We start from the raw sequence: 20698 nt of genomic DNA on the forward strand, positions 1-20698 counted from the left end.
ACCCGTCCTGATATGGGTTGACACTTGATTGACTAAAACGCTCGATGTACTTCATCGGGCGTTTTGTATTTTAGAGCTGTGTGAGGCCTATATTCATTATAGATTTTTACTGATTCAGCGACCATTTTCTTTGCTTCATCTAAATCATTAGGCTTATTCAACAGATACTCCATCTTCAGTATTCCGTTGATCCTCTCTGCCAACGCATTCTGATAACAGTCATAGCCATCAGTCATTGAGCAAGATACACCATACTGTCGATGCAACTCTTGGTATTCAACAGAGCAGTACTGAACACCTCTATCTGAGTGATGGACAAGCTCACCTGTATTCTTCCGCCCTTTCAACGCGTTTAAAAAGGCCTGCTTGACCGTGCGAGCTTTCATATCATCACTTATGTGATAGCCCACGATTTTTCTTGAGTAAGCGTCCGTCACTAAACTGAGATAAGTACTACCACGCCGCGTTGCTAGATAAGTAATATCGGCAACCCATAATTGCTCTGGTCTTTCCGGGATTAAGCCTTCCTTAATTCGATTTGGATGGCAGTAAAAGCGATGATTACTGTTTGTAGTTCGATGATAAGCCCTTCGATTCTGTACTAATAATCGATTCATTCTCAGCAGAGAGAATAAGCGGTCTCGCCCGATTTCAATATCGTTCTGAGCAAGTAAATACTTGATCTTACGAGTCCCTATACGAGGGTGCATCATCCTTTGCTCCTTCACAAAACCGAGTACGGATTCATCTTTCTTTGTCTGATGAATTTCTGCAACACAGCGCTTGTAGAAAGCTTGTCGTGTAATACCTATGAAGTGGCAAGCTTTAGTGACGGTCAATCTTCTGACCGTTTTTTCCTTAATAACTCGGCCTTGCGCTTCTTTGAGATTCGGACTCCGAAATCTCGATCCATGACTTTTACAACCGCTTCAAAGAACTCAGCTTTGAGCTGAGTTTCTTCTAATTGCTGCTCGAGTTCTTTGATTCGTTGCTCTGGGGTTTGAGTTGAGGAAGAGTTTGACATAGTCGCTCCTAACGCTCTCGATTGTTCTATTCCTTTAGACCAATCTAGTTGACCATGTTTGCGAAGCCAAACTAAAACGGTAGAGCGACCTTGGATCCCATAACGTTCTTGAGCTTGCTTATAAGTCATTTCGCCTTTTTCAACTTGGCTTACGACTGCCAATTTAAAGGCAAGAGAATAATCTCGTTGAGTACGTCTACTTGTTGTTTTCATGACACTCTCCAATTTCATGTTGGAAATGTGTCAACCATATTTAGGACGGTACAAGTCCCTAAAAAAAAGATCAAAAATATGATCTTTTTTGGGAACAAACTAAGAAAAGCCCGGTCTATTAAAGTACCACTGCTTTTTCTTAGAATTTTCTAAGAAAGCCCTAGAATCGATTGGTTCTGGGGCTTTTTTCTATCTGCTGTTTGGGAAATGACAATAGCTCGAAAATTATGATGAATTATCGGATTTTTTAGCCCTGTCTCTAATCACTACTCTTTATCCAATAAAGACTTCCAGCTAACGTTTTTTGCCCTTTAACGGAAGCACCACAAACTTCATTATCCAATGCAGCGACAGCAAGCCACTGAATGCGAAAGCGGCCATCATCAAAGCGATGGCATTGATGGTTTTTGGGTCTTCTCTGAAAAATAGCCACCATACTCCCCAACTCAAAATCGACAACACCATCAGCTGATTCATGCAACGCTGGCAACGACCGAGCTTGTTACGGATTTTTTCACTTTTATTGCAATGAATGCATGTCATCTTGGGTTTGATTCGCGTTATGCTTGTTGCCCTGATAATAACACGTCACAAGATATTGGATCACGGTGACACAGAGAGAGAAAGTCGATGATTGAGCGCCAAGAAACCAAACAACGCATGAGCCGTATTGTGAAACACAACGGCACTATCTACCTATGTGGCCAAGTGTGTGCTGATGCAACCAAAGACATCACTGAGCAAACACAGACGATGCTGGATAAAGTGGAAGCTCTACTTGAGCAAGCAGGCAGCGACAAAGAGCACATGCTGTCAGCAACGATTTACTTGAAAGACATGAAAGACTTCCAAGAAATGAACGCAGTTTGGGATGCATGGGTTCCTGAAGGTCACGCTCCAGCTCGCGCATGTGTGACTGGCGACATGGCTCGTGAAGCGCTACTTGTTGAGATCTCTGTGATTGCTGCTGAGAAGTAATAGCTAAATCTTTAGCGACCGGTAATTGCTTCAAGAGATTCCAGATACCTCGTCCCTCGGTTCTGGAATGACGAGTTAAAGCTTGGATTAGTTTATGCGTTGTTCTTATTGGGCTTCGGATTTGCTCTGTATTCAAAGTAGCGTCATTCCCGAAAGCGACGAAGGAGCGTAATCGGGAATCTCTGTTTGTGTGGTAAGAGATTCCAGATACCTCGTCCCTCGGTTCTGGAATGACGAGTTAAAGCTTGGATTAGTTTATGCGTTGTTCTTATTGGGCTTCGGATTTGCTCAGTATTAAAAGCAGCGTCATTCCCGGTAGCGACGAAGGAGCGTGGTCGGGAATCTGTTATTTGCTCGAAGCCAAAACAAAAAGGAAAGCCAATGGCTTTCCTTTTTAGTATCTAGCGTTTGCTTACTGCCTAACAATATTCTGATATTAGCAACCTGGGCCACAATCCAGACAGTGTTTCACCATCTCTGGACCTAGGTGCAGTTTCGCATTCAGGTCACGTAGTGCAGTTCGTACACCTTCTTCAATTACCGGGTGGTAGAACGGCATGTCTAGCATTTCAGAAACCGTCATCTTGTTCTGGTGTGCCCAAGCTAATAGGTGAGCCAAGTGTTCTGCGTTTGGTCCCATCATTTCAGCACCAAGGAAGCGGCCTGTACCTTGCTCGCCGTAAACGTGTAGGATACCTTTGTTGCGTAGCATCACTCGTGAACGACCTTGGTTTTCGAAAGACACTTCACCCGTTGCGAAACAGCCACATGTGCCTAAGCGGGTAGTGATCTCTTTGTAGGTTTCACCAACCATCGCGATTTGCGGGTCAGAGAATACTGCTGAGATTTTAGAGCGGCGTAGGCCTGCACGAATCTCAGGGAAGCGACCTGCGTTGTCACCTGCAATGCGTGCTTGGTCTGCTGCTTCATGTAGCAGAGGCAGTTGGTTGCTTGCATCACCCGCAATGAATACTGATGGCAATGATGTTTGTAGCGTGTAGTGATCTGCGATTGGAACACCACGCTCATCAAGCTCAAGAGATGTATTCTCTAGGCCAAGTTTATCTGTATTAGGACGACGCCCCGTTGCTGCCAGTACGTATTCAACGATGTTAGTTTCTAGCTCACCTTGTTTATTGATGAACTGGATTTCGACGCGAGCCTCACCCGATTCAGTGGTAATGCGCTTCATGCTTTCGATTTTCACGTCGGCATCTAGATAGAACTCTTCATTGAAGGCTTTATCTGCGTAAGCCATGATCTCTGGGTCGGTAACTGGGCCCACTTGACCACCTAAACCGAACAGTTTGGTTTTTACACCTAAGCGGTGCAGTGACTGGCCAAGCTCAAGACCAATAACACCAGGGCCAAATACCGCAACCGATTCTGGTAAATCATCCCAGCTGAACACGTCGTCGTTAATGATCAGACGGTCACCAAGCTCATTCCAAACGGCAGGGTAAGCAGGGCGAGAACCGGTCGCGATAACAATACGTTTAGCGGTGACAACCGTGTGGTCATCAATTTGTAGTGTGTTGTCGTCTAAAAATTTTGCGTAGCCAGAGATCTTGTCTTGCTCTGGAATTTCATCAACACCTTCTAAAACAAAACCAACAAAACGGTCACGCTCAAACTTCACTCGGTCCATCACTTCACGGCCGTTAATCACGATATCACCTTGTGGGTGAACGCCAAAAGCCGGAGCTTTCTCGATTTGGTGTACGCTTTCCGCAGCTGCAATAAGCAGTTTAGATGGCATACAACCAACACGAGCACAGGTTGTACCGTAAGGGCCGCCTTCAATCATCACGACACTGTCAGTGTGTGCTTTTGCAGCGCGGTAAGAACCTAAACCTGCCGTACCGCCCCCGATAACTGCTACATCTACATTGACTTGTTTCATAATAATTTTCTCGTAATGGCTAAATTTGGTTTGAACGAACCCCTCCAACTCTGGTGATTTCTTGAGAGTCAGGATAGTGGGTCAGTTTTGTGATTCTGTTTTATTAGGTTTAGCTTGTGACTCTGCTTTTATTGCTAACTATAGGTTAGTTAAAGACGGGCGAGTCACCAGCTATATTCTTTTTCCAAAACTCAGATAAGAGCGTTTGGAATGGCTAACCCACAAGAGGGTGGGTTAGCGGATACTTCTAAGCCTATATCGGCGATGAAGCGATTAGCCTAGGAAAGTTTCTAGTTCTTCGCTACCACCGATGTGTTTGCCACCGATGAATACTTGAGGAACGGTAGTGCGACCAGAGATTGCACGTAGGCTTACTGTTGTTGCATCTTTACCTAGAACCACTTCTTCGTAGTTTAAACCTTTGTCGATTAGGTTCTGTTTTGCTTTCATACAGAAAGGACAGCCTGGCTTAGTGAATACTGTGATTGACTCTTGCTCTTTGTGCTCAGGAGCAAGGTAGTTAAGCATAGTATCAGCATCAGAAACCTTGAACGGGTCGCCTGGTACGTCTTCTTCGATGAACATTTTTTCTACCACGCCGTTTTTAACCAGCATGCTGTAGCGCCATGAACGTTTGCCGAAACCGATGTCGTTCTTCTCAACTAGCATACCCATGCCGTCTGTGAAATCACCGTTACCATCTGGGATGAATGTGATGTTTTCCGCTTCTTGGTCTGCTTTCCAAGCGTTCATTACGAATGTGTCGTTTACTGAAACACACAGAATGTCATCAACACCGTTTTCTTTGAATACAGAGTGTAGCTCGTTGTAACGAGGTAGGTGGCTTGACGAACATGTTGGCGTAAACGCACCTGGTAGGCTGAATACGATAACTGTCTTGTCTTTGAATAGCTCTTCAGTCGTTACGTTAACCCATGCATCACCTTGGCGAGTTGGGAATGTTACTTGAGGGATTGATTGACCTTCTTTAGATGCAAACATATTGATTTCCTTAAATAGTATTTTTAATTTTGTTCTACCAGAGCTTAACGTTTTTCTTCGCTCTGTTTCGTTTCGTTTCGTTGAGCCCATTATTAGATAAATCCTTTGATAGCTCTAATCGTTTGATGTTATGGTTTTGATAGGTAAATTCTATCAAGAGCATTTTTTCTTTTAAATGTTTCTATTAGAAACCTTGTTCTTATTAAAACCTGAGGTAAGAGACTGATCATGAACATTCGTGACTTTGAATACTTGGTGGCGCTCGCAGAGCATAAACACTTCCGAAAAGCGGCAGAAGCGTGCTTTGTCAGTCAGCCGACACTAAGCGGTCAAATACGCAAACTCGAAGATGAAATTGGACTTCAGTTAACCGAGCGTAGTCCAAGGAAGGTAATATTTACAGAATCAGGGTTACAACTTGTTGAACAAGCCAAGCGTATTCTCAATGAAGTGAAAACTTTTAAAGATATGGCGAGTGGGCACGGTGAAGCGATGACGGGGCCAATGCACATTGGTTTTATTCCAACCGTGGGTCCTTACATCTTGCCTAAGATTGTTCCTCATCTTAAAGAGAGCTTCCCAGATCTTGAGCTTTACCTGCATGAAGCCCAGACCCATCAGTTAGTGAGCCAACTTGAAGATGGCAAGCTTGATTGCTTGGTACTGGCTGCGGTTGATGAAACGGCGGTGTTTAAAGAGATTGATGTGTATGACGAGCCGTTAAGTGTTGCTGTTCCATGTGATCACGAGTGGGCTCAGCAAGACACTGTCGATATGCTGCAGCTAAATGGGCAAACCGTACTGGCGCTAGGTGACGGTCATTGTTTAAGAGACCAAGCCTTGGGCTTCTGTTTTGCTGCGGGTGCCAAAGATGACGAACGTTTTAAGGCAACCAGCTTAGAAACGCTGCGTAACATGGTCGCGGCGGGGGCGGGGATTACCTTGCTACCTCAGTTATCGGTACCAAAGGAAAAGCAGAAAGATGGAGTGTGTTACGTACCTGCGGTGAATCCAACACCTTCACGTCGAATTGTCGTGGCTTACCGTCCGGGCTCTCCATTGAAGGGACGTTTCGAGCAATTGGCTGAGACGATTCGAACTCAACTGGAGAAGACGGCTTAGCGCTTGAGTTTAGAGCCTAGTCTGGTCAGATATAGATATAAAAAAAGGGTTGATATGAATGCATATCAACCCTTTTTATTGGTTCATGTTACTAGGTTCAACAAACCTTAGTTAGAACAGTTCTTCTACTGCTTCACCTGATGAGGTTGAGTAGATGTCATCATTGAAACGTTCAGTGATGTACTCGGTTGGCTCTGTGCCTTTCTCGAAGTACTCGAACATCGATGAGCTATCGAACTTGTTAGTCAGTAAGCCTGTCTCACGGTCGATACGAACACGAACGATGTTTTCTGGAATCTCTTTACGCTCAGCAGGAACGCCCGCTAACGCCGTACCCATGAAATCAACCCATGCAGGTTCTGCTGTTTTCGCGCCAGCTTCTGCACCCGTAATTTGGTTCTTACCAAGGTTCGAGTTCGCTTTGGTTCTGCCTAGGTTGCGGTTGTGGTTATCAAAACCAACCCATACCGTTGCAACCATGCCTGGGCCGTAGCCGCTGTACCAAGTATCTTTCGAATCGTTGGTGGTACCGGTTTTTCCGCCAATGTCACGACGCTTCAATGGCTGTGCACGCCAACCTGTACCGTTCCAACCCGTACCTGCGCTCCAATCACCGCCACCCCAGATGTTGCTGTACATCATTTCACGAACAAGGAATGCGTTCTGTTCAGAGATAACTTGAGGTGCGTATTGTACTTTGGCATCCACATCTTGCTCTGCAAACTCATCCGCCATTGGATCTGAGGTCATTTGCTGCTGGCAATCGTCTTTGCACACCACTTTCGGTGTCGCTTCAAATTCAGTCTCACCAAATGGTGTCTCAATGCGGCTGATGTAGAAAGGTTCAACGTAGTAGCCGCCATTAGCGAATACTGAGTAACCTTGAGCTACCTTCATTGGCGTTAAGCTACCCGCACCCAGAGCAATGGTTTCAGAGCGCGGTACTTCGTCAATATCAAAACCAAATCGAGTTAGGTAGTTACGAGTATCATCTAGGCCTACTTCGCGCAGTACACGTACCGCCATTACGTTTTTAGACTGAGCTAAGCCAATACGTAAACGAGTTGGACCCACGTAAGTCGGTGGTGAGTTCTTCGGTCGCCATGCGGTACCTTGGCTCTTATCCCATTGGTTAATTGGTGCATCGTTGATCAGTGAGGCTAGTGTTAAGCCTTTCTCAATCGCCGCTGAGTAGATAAATGGTTTGATACCAGAACCCACTTGACGAATAGATTGCGTTGCACGGTTGAACTTGTTGTGAACAAAGTTAAAGCCACCCACCATCGACAATACCGCGCCGTTGTTCGGGTTCATTGCAACAAATGCGGTGTTCGCATTCGGTACTTGGCTTAGTCGCCATACAATCGGTGTTTCTGATTCTGCAGTCACTGACTCTTCTGTCGGCTCTTCAGAGACTTCATCACCGGTAACGGCTTCATGGCGAACCCAGATTTGCTCACCAACCGCCAGAATCTCTTTCGCTTGAGAAGGCGCTGGTCCTTGGCGGTTATCTGTTAGGAATTTACGCGCCCAGTTCATGCCTTGCCATTCGATAGTGCCTTCACCTTGGTTCTTAACCCAAATTTGAGCACTTTTCGAATCAACCGCGGTAACAACAGCAGGGACTAAGTCACCATAGGTTGGTTGAGACTTAAGGTGTTTAACGATTTGTTCTTGATCCCACGCTGATTGCGCAGTCTGCCACAATACTTTTTCAGCACCACGGTAGCCGTGACGCTCATCGTAGCCAAGTAGGTTCTTAATCGCGGCTTGGTTCGCTGCTTTTTGCAGTTTCGAATCCACGGTCGTGTAGACCTTCATGCCTGATGTATAAGCTTCTTCACCGTAGCGTTCCACCATCCAAGCACGTGCAACTTCAGCAACATAGGGCGCGCTTAGTTCGATCTCTGCACCGTGGTATTTCGAGATAATTTCTTCGCTACGAGCGTCATCGAACTCTGCTTGAGTGATGTATTTCTCGTCTAACATACGACGCAATACAACGTTACGACGGTTAGTCGCGCGCTCAACAGAGTAAATAGGGTTCATTGTCGAAGGTGCTTTTGGCATACCCGCAAGCGTCGCAATTTCACTTAGCGTTAGATCAGGAAGATCCTTCCCGAAGTAAACACGTGCTGCCGCGCCAAAACCATACGAACGGTGACCAAGGAAGATCTTGTTGACGTAAAGCTCCATGATCTCTTCTTTACTCAAAAGCTGCTCAATGTGGATCGCAATGAAGATCTCTTTGATCTTACGCATGATCTTTTTCTCATTAGATAAGAAGAAGTTACGCGCAAGCTGCTGAGTAATAGTACTCGCACCTTGTTTGGCTGAACCCGACATGGCAACTACGAGTGCTGCACGTGTGATACCGATTGGGTCAATACCTGGGTGTTCATAGAAACGGCTATCTTCGGTGGCAATCAGAGCCTCAACTAAGTGGCGAGGAATCTCGTCATAAGTGACTGGATTACGACGCTTTTCACCAAATTGAGAGATCAGCTTACCGTCTTGACTGAAGACTTGCATCGGCGTTTGGAGTTCTACGTCACGCAAAGTGGCAACATCAGGCAACTCTGGTTTTACGTAATAATAAAACCCGAAAATTGTACTGACTCCAAGAATCATGCAAATCAATGTAAATATGAATAATCGCTTTATGAACTTCACCGGATAATCCCTGATTAGTTAAGGCTGATAAGCAGCAAACCCTTGTACTCTAGGCTAAAAACTTAGCTTTCGTTTATTAACGCTTATTTAACTAATAATCACAACCCCTAGATAATCAACGAAATGCTTGGCACTTCAGGAGCTAGGTCACATGGGTTCATCATTAATTACAGGTATAGATATAAATCATCACAGCATCAAAGCTGTGGTCCTAAAACCCGTGGGGGAGTTGTATGCCCTAGTGGGATACAAAGAGCTGCCGATTTCGGACGACATTTTTACAGCTAACCATACTTTGGAGTATCAGAAAACTGTTAAGAAACTTAAAGAACTTAGGAAAGGACTGCCTTTTGGCTGTCGCAACGTTGCCATTTCGGTACCTGATAACACAGTGATCAGCAAAGTACTGCAAATAGAGAGTGAGTTAGAAGACAGAGAAAAAGAGTTTTCTATCTATCAAACCTTCGCCCATCAATCTCCCTTTCCTATCGAGGAGCTGAGTTTAGATTTTGTAAAGCTGGAAGACAAACGATTTGGTAAAGGTTCGACAAGCAGTTATCAGGTATACGCCACTCGTAAGGAAGTGGTGGATAGCCGAGCGGATGCATTAACTAAGGCTGGCTTTAAACCTGTGGTGGTGGATACACAGGCGCATGGGTTACTTAATATCTGGCAATTGGCCTCGCGTCTGTATCCCGATAAGAAAAACTGGTTGCTGGTGGATGTTGGAATCGACCAAACCTCGCTAGGGGTTATCCCGCAGAATTCGGCGCCTTTCTATAAAGACATCGCCTTTGGGACTCAAGATCTTCGCAGCTCAGATGACCCGAGTGATATCGAGAGCGTGTTCGGTACTATTGAAGAGACACATCAATTCATCGTTAACCTGATTGAGAAGCTCAAGCGTCAATTGCAGCTCTACTCCTCGGGAAATGCGCAGCAACCTATCTCGGGGATCTGGCTGATGGGCGAGGGCGTCAGCATTCCTATGGTAACCGAAGAGCTAGAACGTCATTTTCAGCTGAGCTGTGAGTCATTGAATCCTTTGTCTCTGTTTGAGAATAAGGTCGCCAAGAGACGCCGACTGCCGATGGACTGGCAACACTTTGGTATCGCGGCAGGTATGGCGATGAGTGGACTCAAGTGGCAGGGAGAGAAGCATGTTGCATCAAATTAACCTGCTGCCGTGGCGTGATGAGATTCGTGCTCAGCACAAGAAGCGTTTTATCCATCTGGTCATTCTTGGCGTCATCATTGCGCTTATAGGGCAATGGGCGGTTGGTCACTATTTTCACGACCAACAAGCCAAGCAGCAAGCTCGCCTCAATTACCTCAATCAGTACATTGCTGAGCTCGACCGACAAATTCAGTCGTTAAAAGTCGCAGAGCAAGAACACAAAGCCATTCTTACTCGACTTGATGTGGTTGAGTCGCTGCAGCTTGGCCGCAATAAGACCACCGACTTTATGAACTTAATGCCGGAGCTGATTCCAGAGGGGGTGTATGTCGACAAGATAAAGATGAATGGTCAGGAGATTGAAATGTCGGGCATTAGCGACAGTACTGCTCGTCTCGCCACCATGTTGGACAACCTCGAGCGTTCAGATTCTCTGAAAGGGGTCGAGATGCACTCTATCGTTCATAACCGCAAGCGCTTCAATAAAGAATTTCAGACCTTCAAGGTCTCTTTTGTGTTTAGCCCTGTGTCTTTAGACAACACAACCGCGAGCAGAAAAGATAAGGGGGCGCATCATGGCTAACCTTCAAAATAGGATGAGCTTGCAAGATCTCGATGTTGATGAGATCACCGAATGGCCATTATTGCCTCAGCTTCTCGTGATTCTGGTGTTGATAGTGTTAATCCAAGGTGTTGGCACTTGGCTTTATGTGCTGCCGCTCGATGAGGAGCTGAAACAGATGAAGCAACAGGAGCAGACCTTAAAAACGACCTTGAGAATAAAGGCTAATAAGGTTGCAGCCTTGCCTAAACTTCAGAACCAATTAGATGAGTTAACCAGCCGTTACGATTACTTGTTAGAGCAGCTACCTGTTCAAAAGGAGTTGGCGAGTATGTTGGCCTCAGTGAATGAGCTCGGCTTGGATAACGCGCTGACGTTTACGCGAATTGATTGGGGGCAAAAGCAGAACAAGGAGTTCCTTTATCGATTACCTCTCAATATTGAGCTGACAGGTGACTATCACGAGATTGGGGACTTCTCTGCTGCCATCGCCAAGCTGCCGCGCATTATCAGCTTTGATGATGTGAATTGGCAGCGAGTCAGCCAAGAAAGTAGCACGCTGCACTTTAGGGTTCGAGCTTATACCTACCAGTTTAAATCGGAGGTCAATGATGAAACCCAATAGCGCGTTTTACTCAATCGTGTTGCTGCTTGCGTTGTCAGGCTGCAAAGCTAATCAAGACTCACTGCAAGACTTTGTGGCGAAGGTTGAAGCCAAGGCGAGAAAAGACGTCGAGCAACTTGTCCCAGCAACTGAATTCACGGCGGCGACTTATCAGCGCCGTGCCTTTCGTCCTCCCTTTGAACTGCCTAAAGAAGCCATCGTGCAAAACCAGCCCTTGGTTAAGAAAGACTGTTGGCAACCCAGCGCCCGTTCTCGTAATGGCAAGTTAGAGAAGTACCCGCTGAGTAAGCTTCGTTTAAGAGGCGTGATGGGCAGTGGATCAAGCGTGTTCGGCTTAGTGCAAACACCCAAAGGCAACGTGGTAAACGTCAAGAAAGGCCAGTTTATCGGCTTAAACAATGGCCGAGTTACTAAGGTGACGAGCCAGTACGTTCAGATTAATGAAACTCTTCCAGATGGCTTAGGTTGTTGGCATAAGCGCAACGTTAGGCTGGCTCTGAAGTAAACCAATGTCACATGATGTGGATATGAGATGTAAATATGATTAAAGGAATAAGTGGATTAGTGAGCAAGGCTCTACAAGGTTTTGCTGTGTCTGTGATGTTGGTTGTTAGCGTGCTCAGCCATGCCGAGAGCTTACCGAACAAATTAGAGAATATTGATTTTAGGGTGAACAAGGATAAAGACGCCGTCATCATTATTGAGCTGGCGACCAGCACCGCAGTGGTGGATGTTCAACGTGCTCAGGAAGGGTTAAGTATCGAGCTAATCAATACTCAGGTTGATGATGACAAGCTCTACCTGCTGGATGTTAAGGATTTCGCTACCTTGGTTGAAGGCATTGAAGTCTACAAAGAGACACCAAGCACTCGGCTTCTAGCGACGATTAGCAATGACTATCAGTATGAGTACAACCTAAAGGGGCGCTTTATTGAGGTGGTGATCAGCAAACCGGTGATCGATGAAGCGACCAAAGAAAAAAGCGTTCTAGAGAAAGAGGGCAAGCTGATATCGATTAACTTCCAGGATATCCCAGTACGAAATGTCCTGCAGTTGATTGCCGACTACAACGACTTCAATCTCGTGGTGTCTGATTCGGTAGCCGGAAACCTGACGTTACGCTTAGATGGCGTACCTTGGCAGCAAGTTCTCGACATTATCTTGCAAGTTAAAGGCTTGGATAAGCGTGTTGATGGCAATGTTATCTTGGTCGCACCGAAAGCGGAGCTCGACCTTCGAGAGCAACAAGCGTTAGAGAAATCGCGCTTAGAAGAAGAGTTAGGGGAGCTTAAATCGGAAATCATCAAGATTAACTTTGCTAAGGCCACCGACATTGCTGACATGATTGGCGGTGAAGGTGCGGTCAGCATGTTGTCCGATCGTGGTTCAATTACCATTGATGAGCGCACCAACTCACTGCTTATTCGTGAATTGGAAGAAAACATTGCCGTGATCAGAGGCATCATTGAATCGTTAGACATTCCCGTGAAGCAGGTACAGATAGAGGCACGTATTGTCACTGTTACCGAGGGTAACCTAGATGAGCTTGGCGTGCGCTGGGGCGTTTCATCAACCAACGGAAGCTTCACCGTTGGTGGTTCAATCGAAGGCAACCACCCATCAGCTATTACGCCGTATGACGACGATAGCGGCAGCAGCGTGATTGATGACTATCTCAACGTCAATTTAGGGGCAACATCGCCGAACGCCTCGAGTATTGCGTTTCAGGTGGCTAAGCTGGGCTCAGATACCTTACTCGATCTTGAACTGTCAGCACTGCAACAAGAGTCAAAAGCTGAAATCATTTCCAGCCCACGCTTAATCACCACCAATAAAAAGCCGGCTTATATTGAGCAAGGTACTGAAATTCCTTACTTAGAGTCATCTTCAAGTGGCGCTACGTCGGTCGCATTTAAGAAAGCGGTATTGAGTCTTAAGGTGACACCGCAGATCACACCCGACAATCGCTTGGTCTTGGATTTGAGCGTGACTCAAGATAGGCCAGGGCAAGTGGTAAAAACCGGAACTGGTGAAGCAGTCGCCATTGATACGCAAAGAATAGGTACGCAAGTGCTTGTTAATAATGGTGAAACTGTCGTGCTTGGCGGGATATTTCAGCACAGCGTGAGCAGTACAGTGGATAAAGTTCCTCTGTTGGGAGACCTGCCAGTTTTGGGTGCATTGTTCCGTCGCAGCTATGAAAATGTGGGTAAAAGTGAACTACTTATTTTTGTCACACCCAAAGTTGTGATTCAGTAATGAACAATTAGATTAAAAATAAAGTTGCATTAGTGGCACCTAACCTTGATAATTTCGGGTCTTATCACGAATTATCTGTGAGGAATCGGTGCCACGGGCCTTTTAATTTCAGTACTTGTACTGACCTACCTTGTGGCGATGTCATTGAATTAACGTTGTAAATTACTGCTAAAAACATGGCTGAGAAACGCAATATTTTTCTTGTTGGCCCAATGGGCGCCGGCAAAAGTACAATTGGTAGACACCTAGCTTCCCAACTTCATATGGAGTTTCTAGACTCTGACACTGTGATCGAAGAGCGCACTGGCGCAGACATCGCATGGGTTTTTGATGTTGAGGGCGAAGAAGGTTTCCGTAAGCGCGAAGAATCTGTAATCAATGATCTGACAGAAGAACAAGGTATTGTTCTTGCGACAGGTGGTGGTTCAGTGTTGAGCAAAGAAAACCGTAACCGTCTATCTGCACGAGGCATTGTTGTATACCTAGAGACAACAATTGAAAAGCAACTTGCTCGCACTAACCGCGACAAGAAACGCCCTCTACTTCAAACAGACAACCCGCGTGATGTGCTAGAAGATCTAGCTGTATCTCGCAACGCACTATACGAAGAAGTGGCGGACTACACAGTTCGTACTGACGACCAAAGTGCAAAAGTGGTAGCCAACCAGATCGTAAAAATGCTAGAAGAACGTTAAGTTCATTTTTTCGGAGAGCAAACCCATGGAACGGATTACGGTCAATCTAGCTGAGCGTAGCTACCCTATCTCTATTGGCGCCGGGTTATTTGAAGACCCGGCGTACCTTTCTTTTTTATCAGGTAAGCAGAAAGTTGTTGTTATCAGTAATGTGACAGTAGCGCCTCTTTATGCTGATAAAATTTTATCGCTATTGGATCAAGTCGGCTGTCAGACATCTCTTCTCGAGCTGCCAGACGGTGAACAGTACAAAACCCTTGAAACGTTCAATTCAGTGATGAGCTACATGCTTGAAGGAAATTACAGCCGCGATGTGGTGGTGATTGCTTTAGGTGGTGGTGTTATCGGTGACTTGGTCGGTTTTGCTGCCTCTTGTTACCAGCGCGGTATTGATTTCATTCAAATCCCGACGACCCTTCTTTCTCAAGTGGACTCTTCTGTTGGTGGAAAAACCGCGGTAAACCATCCTCTTGGCAAGAATATGATCGGCGCTTTTTACCAACCGAAATCTGTGATCATCGATACCAACTGTTTATCAACGCTTCCAGAGCGTGAGTTTGCAGCGGGTATTGCTGAGGTGATCAAATACGGCATCATTTACGATGAAGCCTTCTTTGATTGGTTGGAGCAGAATCTAGAGAAACTTTATCAACTTGATGAAGAAGCACTGATTACCGCGATTGCTCGTTGTTGTGCAATTAAGGCTGAAGTGGTGGCTCTAGATGAAAAAGAGTCAGGAATCAGAGCGTTATTGAACCTAGGTCATACATTTGGTCATGCGATTGAAGCAGAACTAGGCTATGGTAATTGGCTACATGGTGAAGCTGTGTCGTCAGGCACTGTAATGGCAGCTAAAACAGCTCAATTACAGGGACTGATCTCTCAGCAGCAACTTGAGCGAATTATTTCTATACTCAAGAATGCGAAACTACCAATCCATACGCCAGAAAGCATGTCTTTTGAAGACTTTATGAAGCACATGATGCGCGATAAAAAAGTGCTGTCTGGTCAGTTGCGTTTGGTATTACCAACAAGTATTGGTACTGCTGAAGTGGTTGCTGATGTGCCTCAAGACATCATTAAACAAGCGATCGATTTCTGCCGTACTCTTTAAATTTGGTTGTGAGGTTGCCTAGCTAAACTCTAGGCAACTGAAGCGTTTTACTGATCGATCTTATCAGTAGGGATCCCCAATGAGTTTGGCTCATGAATTAAGAGTATTAGAGTTAGAATCTCAAGTTGAGCTGCTAGAGCGCTTACAGCTTTTGACTAACTTTGGTTCAAACCTTGTGACGGTGGCTGGCAAAGCTGGCTCTGGCCGATCTTGGTTAGCTCAGCGTTATCTTGAAGCATGGTCGACAGAAAAAAATCAGTGTTTACTGCTTTGTCATCCAAGCCAAGACGATCAACAACGCCGCGCGCTTATTCTTAGCCAAATTGTTTCTGATCCCCTGTTTAATCAACATGATTCTTTATCTGATAGCCTGACAAGGTTACTGGATGGAGAGCCGTGTAATGTGGTTATCGTCGTTGATGATGCCCAACGACTTTCTGAGCTATTGGTATCTGAATTATGGATGTTGGTACTAGAAGCTCAATCAAACCCTCAATGGACGATCAATATCGTTCTCTTCTCGGAACCTGGCCACTTAGATACGTTATTAACGCGTTTGAGTTACGGTCAACAACACAAGCCTATCGATCTTGAGATCGATGACCTTTCGCAACCAGAAGCTGAACATTTCTTTGAATCACTGGTGATTCGATATGTTGATGATGAGTCTGAAACTCGCGTGCGACGTGCGTTTAATAAAGCGCAACCTCTGCCCGGTGAGTTAATGGCTTTAGGAGAATTGAAAGTGGAAAAAAGGATTATTATTCGCTCAATTATTGGCTCACCCATCAATATCGCGATTGTGGTGGCCTTGTTGTTGATTTTAATTGGTGGTGGTTATTGGTGGATGTTCAGTCAACCAACCCCTGACGATAAAGCGCAATCTCTTATCGCTCCGATTGAACAGACAGCTATCCCGACTTTTGAAGTGGAAAGTGGTACCGAGCAAGTTGGAATCGACGGAATGGACGATTCTGAAGCCGAAGCTGACAGGAGTTATCAAGGTGCTGATGACGACAGCTCTTCTTTGCCACCGGTTGTGGTTGAAGAGACAGCCAGTGTTGGTGAGGCAACACAAGATCAGCAGCGTGTCGTAATCACCTCTGATGTGGTTGATGCCTTGCTTGATGATAAACCTGAAAGTGCCGATACCAGTGCGATTGATGCTGCTGTTGAAGAAAACACAGGTGCCGCGGTGAGTTCGCAGTCAGATGCAGACAAAGTGGAGTCACAACCTTCAGCCGATGAAGCAGCAGACCTAACCCAGTCCACGCCACCGACTAAGAAAATCACCTTCTCATTTTCTCGCGAAGAGTTACAAGCTATCTCGCCGCGAGCTTATACCCTACAGTTGAGTGCGATGACTTCATTGGAAGACGTACAATCTTTCATTGAAGAGTATGACCTTGAGAACAAGGTTCGTATTTACCCAACACTTCGTAACGACACCAAGTGGTTTATTATCACTTATCAAGATTACCCAACGATTCAAGTGGCGAGAGACGCGGTAAGTGCGTTATCAAAACCCCTTCAACAGTTGGAACCTTGGGCAAAATCGATGAATCAAGTACATCGAGAGATAGAACGTGCGAAATAACCCTGAGCTTAGCCTCAAAATATGTTACATTCCGCAGCCTTATTTTTGAGTTGATAGATAGAGCAGTAAATGAAAAAGCAGCGTGCCTTTCTAAAATGGGCTGGTGGTAAATATGGCCTAGTTGAAGACATCCAACGTCACCTGCCACCTGCTCGTAAATTGGTAGAACCGTTTGTCGGTGCCGGCTCAGTATTTCTGAATACTGACTTTGAACAGTACCTGCTTGCAGACATCAATCCCGATCTTATCAACCTGTACAACCTACTTAAAACCGATCCTGAAACTTATATCACGGAAGCGAAGCGCTGGTTCTGTCCTGAGAACAACCGCAAAGAAGCCTTCTTAGATATTCGTGCTGAGTTCAATGGTACAGATAACGTCATGTATCGTTCGTTGGCTTTCTTGTATATGAACCGATTTGGTTTCAATGGCCTGTGTCGTTACAACAAGAAGGGCGGTTTTAACGTTCCATTTGGTTCTTATAAAAAACCTTACTTCCCAGAAGCTGAGCTGGAGTTTTTTGCCGAGAAAGCGAAAAAGGCCACCTTCGTCTGTGAGGGATACCATGAAACCTTTAGCCGCGCGCGTAAAGGTTGTGTGGTTTACTGCGATCCTCCATACGCACCACTGTCGAACACGGCTAACTTTACCTCTTACGCAGGTAATGGCTTTAGCTTAGATGACCAAGCTGCACTGGCGGATGTTGCTGAAAAAGCAGCGATGGAACGCGGTATTCCTGTTTTGATTTCAAACCACGATACGACATTAACTCGTCGCTTATATCATGGTGCGGAGTTGAACGTGGTTAAGGTGAAACGCACCATCAGCCGCAATGGCGCTGGCCGTAATAAAGTTGATGAGCTTTTGGCGCTTTTCCATAAAGAGAAAAACCAGCAGCACGCATCAGCGGAACAGTAATGGTCAGAATATCCGCCAAACTCATTAAATTGAGTGACCAACGGATACTTTCTTAAACTAATCTTTCGAACTGCTAGGATCTGCTTAGGTGCTTAGGTAGAATTGCACACCAAATAGTCTTGGGATTGAGTCTTGTATTTGTGTATGAGATGTCACCAAGGCGGTGATATTCGCAATTTACTCACTCTTAAGAGGTTTGGTATGAAAGATTTTCTAATCGCTCCATCGATTTTGTCTGCAGATTTTGCTCGTCTTGGTGAAGACGTAGAAAAAGTACTCGCAGCTGGTGCTGATGTTGTGCACTTCGATGTGATGGACAACCACTACGTACCTAACCTGACTTTTGGCGCGCCTATTTGTAAAGCGCTGCGCGACTACGGTATTACGGCTCCTATCGATGTTCACCTGATGGTTAAGCCAGTAGACAGCATCGTGCCTGAGTTTGCTAAAGCCGGCGCATCAATGATTACCTTCCACGTTGAAGCGTCAGAGCACATCGATCGCACTCTACAGCTAATCAAAGAGCACGGCTGTAAAGCGGGTGTAGTACTGAATCCTGCAACGCCGCTTTCTTGCCTAGATTATATCCTAGACAAAGTAGACATGATTCTACTGATGTCTGTGAACCCAGGCTTCGGCGGTCAATCTTTCATTCCTCATACGCTAGATAAACTGCGTGCTGTTCGTAAGCTGATTGATGAGTCAGGCCGTGACATTCGCCTTGAGATTGATGGCGGCGTGAAGGTTGATAACATCCGTGAAATCGCAGAAGCGGGCGCAGATATGTTCGTCGCGGGTTCCGCTATCTTCAATCAACCAGATTACAAAGAAGTGATTGATGAGATGCGTGCAGAGCTTGCAAAAGTAAACGCATGATCGTAAAACTACAGATAGATTGAATATTAAGGGGCTAATTTGCCCCTTTTTTACGTCTTATAGCTCAACTCATAAGACGAACATAATAAATAGGAAAGTAAGATGTCATTAAGCTCAATAAAACTGATCGCCTTTGATTTGGACGGAACCTTGTTAGACAGCGTGCCTGATTTGGCCGTTGCTGCTGACCAAGCTTGTCAGGAGTTGGGCTTCCCTTCAGTGAGCGAAGAGCAAGTTCGTGACTACGTAGGTAATGGTGCTGATGTTCTTATCGGACGCTCACTCAGCCGTAACCTGACGGTTGACCCAAGCCTAGAGCCAGAGCTACTGAAAAAAGCACGCATCCTGTTTGATGATTTCTACGAGCAGGGCGGTCACAAGCTAAGTCACCTTTACCCATCGGTTAAAGAGACGTTGGCTGAGCTGGATAAGGCGGGTTTCACCATGGCGCTGGTTACCAACAAGCCTTCGAAGTTTGTACCAGACGTTCTGGCACAACACGGTATTGATAAGTACTTTGTTGATGTGTTGGGTGGCGATTCTTTCCCAGAGAAAAAACCGAACCCAGTCGCGTTGAACTGGTTGCTAGAAAAGCACAATGTTAAAGCGGAAGAGATGCTGATGGTTGGCGATTCAAGCAACGACATTAAAGCGGCTAAGAATGCAGGCTGTCACTCGTTTGGTCTGACTTACGGTTATAACCATGGCGAGCCGATTTCAGCATCAAACCCTGACTATGTCGCGGATAACGTCGCGCAATTACTAGATGTCGTTCTAGTTTCAGCATAAAGCGGACAAAAGTTAGCTAACCTACTAGCAAAATACTTATCAATGAGTACACTGGATGAGCCGTACAGAAGAGCTGTGCGGCTTTTCTATATTTAAGTTAAGAAGCTAAGCGTTCAATAAACTTAGCGAATAAGCAAAGGAATTAAAACCATGAGCAAGCCCATCGTATTGAGTGGTGTTCAACCATCTGGTGAACTAAGTATCGGTAACTACTTGGGTGCTCTACGTCAATGGCAACAGATGCAAGATGATTACGATTGCCAATACTGTGTTGTAGACCTTCACGCAATTACGGTTCGCCAAGACCCGAAAGCACTGCATGAAGCGACTCTAGACGCACTAGCAATCTGTCTTGCTGTCGGTGTTGATCCAAAGAAGAGCACGCTATTTGTTCAGTCACACGTACCAGAGCATGCTCAACTTGGTTGGCTTCTTAACTGTTACACGCAAATGGGTGAACTGAGCCGTATGACTCAGTTTAAAGATAAGTCTGCACGTCACTCAAACGACGTAAACGTAGGCCTATACGACTACCCAGTGTTGATGGCTGCAGACATCCTGCTTTACGGTGCTCACCAAGTACCTGTAGGTAGCGACCAGAAACAACACCTAGAGCTAGCGCGTGATATCGCAACTCGCTTTAACAACATCTACGGTCCTGAAACGCCAATCTTCCAAGTACCAGAACCTTACATTCCAACAGTGAATGCACGTGTAATGAGCCTGCAAGACGCGACGAAGAAGATGTCTAAGTCGGATGACAACCGTAAGAACGTGATTACTCTGCTAGAAGAGCCTAAGTCGATCATCAAGAAGATCAACAAAGCGCAAACCGATGCAGAAACACCACCACGTATTGCTCATGATTGGGAAAACAAAGCGGGTATCTCTAACCTAATGGGTCTGTACTCTGCAGCGACGGGTAAAACGTTCGAAGAGATCGAAGCGCAGTACCAAGGCGTTGAAATGTACGGCCCGTTCAAGAAAGACGTAGGCGCAGCATTGGTTGAGATGCTTGAGCCGATTCAAGCTGAATATCACCGTATCCGTGCTGACCGTGCTTACATGGACGCAGTAATGAAAGCCGGTGCTGAAAAAGCCTCTGAGCGTGCTGCAGTGACACTGAAAAAAGCATACGAAGCAGTAGGTTTTGTTACTCGCCCATAGGGTG

19 protein-coding genes and 1 pseudogene are annotated in these 20698 nt (G+C 45.7%); 14 read left to right on the plus strand and 6 right to left on the minus strand.

Going from position 1 to position 20698, the window contains the following annotated elements:
• Window positions 1-32: 32 nt before the first annotated feature.
• Together OCV20_RS01185 and OCV20_RS01190 are read right to left on the minus strand one after the other, a co-directional pair.
• A protein-coding gene (locus OCV20_RS01185) for an IS3 family transposase (RefSeq protein ID WP_157372747.1) occupies window positions 33-1237 on the minus strand; the annotation gives its coding sequence in 2 pieces (ribosomal slippage) (window positions 33-850 and window positions 850-1237; 1206 coding nt in all).
• A gap of 294 nt (window positions 1238-1531) precedes the next feature.
• Window positions 1532-1780 carry a DUF3624 domain-containing protein gene (locus tag OCV20_RS01190; RefSeq protein ID WP_052880317.1) on the minus strand — a complete coding sequence of 83 codons (249 nt, stop codon included), beginning with the start codon at window positions 1778-1780 and terminating at the stop codon, window positions 1532-1534.
• A gap of 87 nt (window positions 1781-1867) precedes the next feature.
• On the opposite strand from OCV20_RS01190, the gene OCV20_RS01195 reads away from it, so the two are divergent.
• A complete protein-coding gene (locus OCV20_RS01195) occupies window positions 1868-2215 on the plus strand; it encodes a RidA family protein (RefSeq protein WP_004729674.1) in 348 nt (115 codons plus the stop codon).
• A 436-nt stretch (window positions 2216-2651) separates the two neighbouring features.
• Here the strand turns inward: OCV20_RS01195 and OCV20_RS01200 are convergent, their stop codons facing one another.
• The 3 genes and pseudogenes from OCV20_RS01200 to OCV20_RS25865 all read right to left on the minus strand — a co-directional run bounded on the left by OCV20_RS01200 (window position 2652) and on the right by OCV20_RS25865 (window position 5350).
• The gene (locus OCV20_RS01200; protein ID WP_048612368.1) at window positions 2652-4118 is read right to left on the minus strand and encodes a dihydrolipoyl dehydrogenase; all 1467 of its coding nucleotides are present in this window, start codon (window positions 4116-4118) and stop codon (window positions 2652-2654) included.
• A 273-nt stretch (window positions 4119-4391) separates the two neighbouring features.
• Window positions 4392-5120 carry a glutathione peroxidase gene (locus tag OCV20_RS01205; protein ID WP_017061133.1) on the minus strand — a complete coding sequence of 243 codons (729 nt, stop codon included), beginning with the start codon at window positions 5118-5120 and terminating at the stop codon, window positions 4392-4394.
• Window positions 5121-5154: 34 nt separating this feature from the next.
• Window positions 5155-5350: pseudogene (locus tag OCV20_RS25865) on the minus strand (hypothetical protein).
• Here OCV20_RS25865 and oxyR point away from each other — a divergent pair.
• A complete protein-coding gene (oxyR, locus tag OCV20_RS01210) occupies window positions 5349-6242 on the plus strand; it encodes a DNA-binding transcriptional regulator OxyR (protein WP_017061132.1) in 894 nt (297 codons plus the stop codon). The pseudogene OCV20_RS25865 and the gene oxyR overlap by 2 nt on opposite strands.
• 111 nt (window positions 6243-6353) lie before the next feature.
• Here oxyR and OCV20_RS01215 read toward each other — a convergent pair whose 3' ends face one another.
• Window positions 6354-8915, minus strand: a complete 2562-nt coding sequence (locus OCV20_RS01215; RefSeq protein WP_202910129.1) for a penicillin-binding protein 1A — start codon at window positions 8913-8915, stop codon at window positions 6354-6356.
• A 151-nt stretch (window positions 8916-9066) separates the two neighbouring features.
• Here OCV20_RS01215 and pilM point away from each other — a divergent pair, with 151 nt between their 5' ends.
• The 12 genes from pilM to trpS all read left to right on the plus strand — a co-directional run bounded on the left by pilM (window position 9067) and on the right by trpS (window position 20694).
• Window positions 9067-10092 (plus strand): type IV pilus assembly protein PilM, encoded by a 1026-nt coding sequence (gene pilM / locus OCV20_RS01220; protein WP_086774526.1) that lies wholly within the window; start codon window positions 9067-9069, stop codon window positions 10090-10092.
• Entirely contained in the window at window positions 10076-10675 is a 600-nt protein-coding gene (locus OCV20_RS01225) for a PilN domain-containing protein (protein ID WP_086774525.1), read from the plus strand. Before pilM ends, OCV20_RS01225 begins: the two co-directional genes overlap by 17 nt.
• Window positions 10668-11279: a type IV pilus inner membrane component PilO gene (locus tag OCV20_RS01230; RefSeq protein WP_086774524.1), complete on the plus strand. Its 612-nt coding sequence runs from the start codon at window positions 10668-10670 to the stop codon at window positions 11277-11279. The genes OCV20_RS01225 and OCV20_RS01230 overlap by 8 nt, the downstream gene beginning before the upstream one ends.
• The gene (locus OCV20_RS01235) at window positions 11266-11784 is read left to right on the plus strand and encodes a pilus assembly protein PilP (protein WP_086774523.1); all 519 of its coding nucleotides are present in this window, start codon (window positions 11266-11268) and stop codon (window positions 11782-11784) included. The genes OCV20_RS01230 and OCV20_RS01235 overlap by 14 nt, the downstream gene beginning before the upstream one ends.
• A gap of 35 nt (window positions 11785-11819) precedes the next feature.
• Complete coding sequence (locus tag OCV20_RS01240) at window positions 11820-13538, plus strand: type IV pilus secretin PilQ (RefSeq protein ID WP_086774522.1); 1719 nt, start codon at window positions 11820-11822, stop codon at window positions 13536-13538.
• Window positions 13539-13714: 176 nt separating this feature from the next.
• Window positions 13715-14233 (plus strand): shikimate kinase AroK, encoded by a 519-nt coding sequence (gene aroK, locus OCV20_RS01245; protein WP_017061125.1) that lies wholly within the window; start codon window positions 13715-13717, stop codon window positions 14231-14233.
• Window positions 14234-14258: 25 nt separating this feature from the next.
• Window positions 14259-15347 carry a 3-dehydroquinate synthase gene (gene aroB / locus OCV20_RS01250; protein WP_017061124.1) on the plus strand — a complete coding sequence of 363 codons (1089 nt, stop codon included), beginning with the start codon at window positions 14259-14261 and terminating at the stop codon, window positions 15345-15347.
• A 79-nt stretch (window positions 15348-15426) separates the two neighbouring features.
• Window positions 15427-16944 (plus strand): SPOR domain-containing protein, encoded by a 1518-nt coding sequence (locus OCV20_RS01255; RefSeq protein WP_086774521.1) that lies wholly within the window; start codon window positions 15427-15429, stop codon window positions 16942-16944.
• A gap of 69 nt (window positions 16945-17013) precedes the next feature.
• Complete coding sequence (locus OCV20_RS01260; protein ID WP_048605377.1) at window positions 17014-17862, plus strand: Dam family site-specific DNA-(adenine-N6)-methyltransferase; 849 nt, start codon at window positions 17014-17016, stop codon at window positions 17860-17862.
• Window positions 17863-18063: 201 nt separating this feature from the next.
• Window positions 18064-18738, plus strand: a complete 675-nt coding sequence (gene rpe, locus OCV20_RS01265) for a ribulose-phosphate 3-epimerase (protein WP_010435263.1) — start codon at window positions 18064-18066, stop codon at window positions 18736-18738.
• Window positions 18739-18840: 102 nt separating this feature from the next.
• Window positions 18841-19527: a phosphoglycolate phosphatase gene (locus tag OCV20_RS01270; RefSeq protein WP_017061120.1), complete on the plus strand. Its 687-nt coding sequence runs from the start codon at window positions 18841-18843 to the stop codon at window positions 19525-19527.
• 150 nt (window positions 19528-19677) lie between these two features.
• Entirely contained in the window at window positions 19678-20694 is a 1017-nt protein-coding gene (gene trpS / locus OCV20_RS01275) for a tryptophan--tRNA ligase (protein WP_016796005.1), read from the plus strand.
• The last annotated feature ends 4 nt before the right edge of the window (window positions 20695-20698 follow it).

Source organism: Vibrio coralliirubri (genome assembly GCF_024347375.1).
GTDB classification, from domain to species: Bacteria; Pseudomonadota; Gammaproteobacteria; order Enterobacterales; family Vibrionaceae; genus Vibrio; species Vibrio coralliirubri.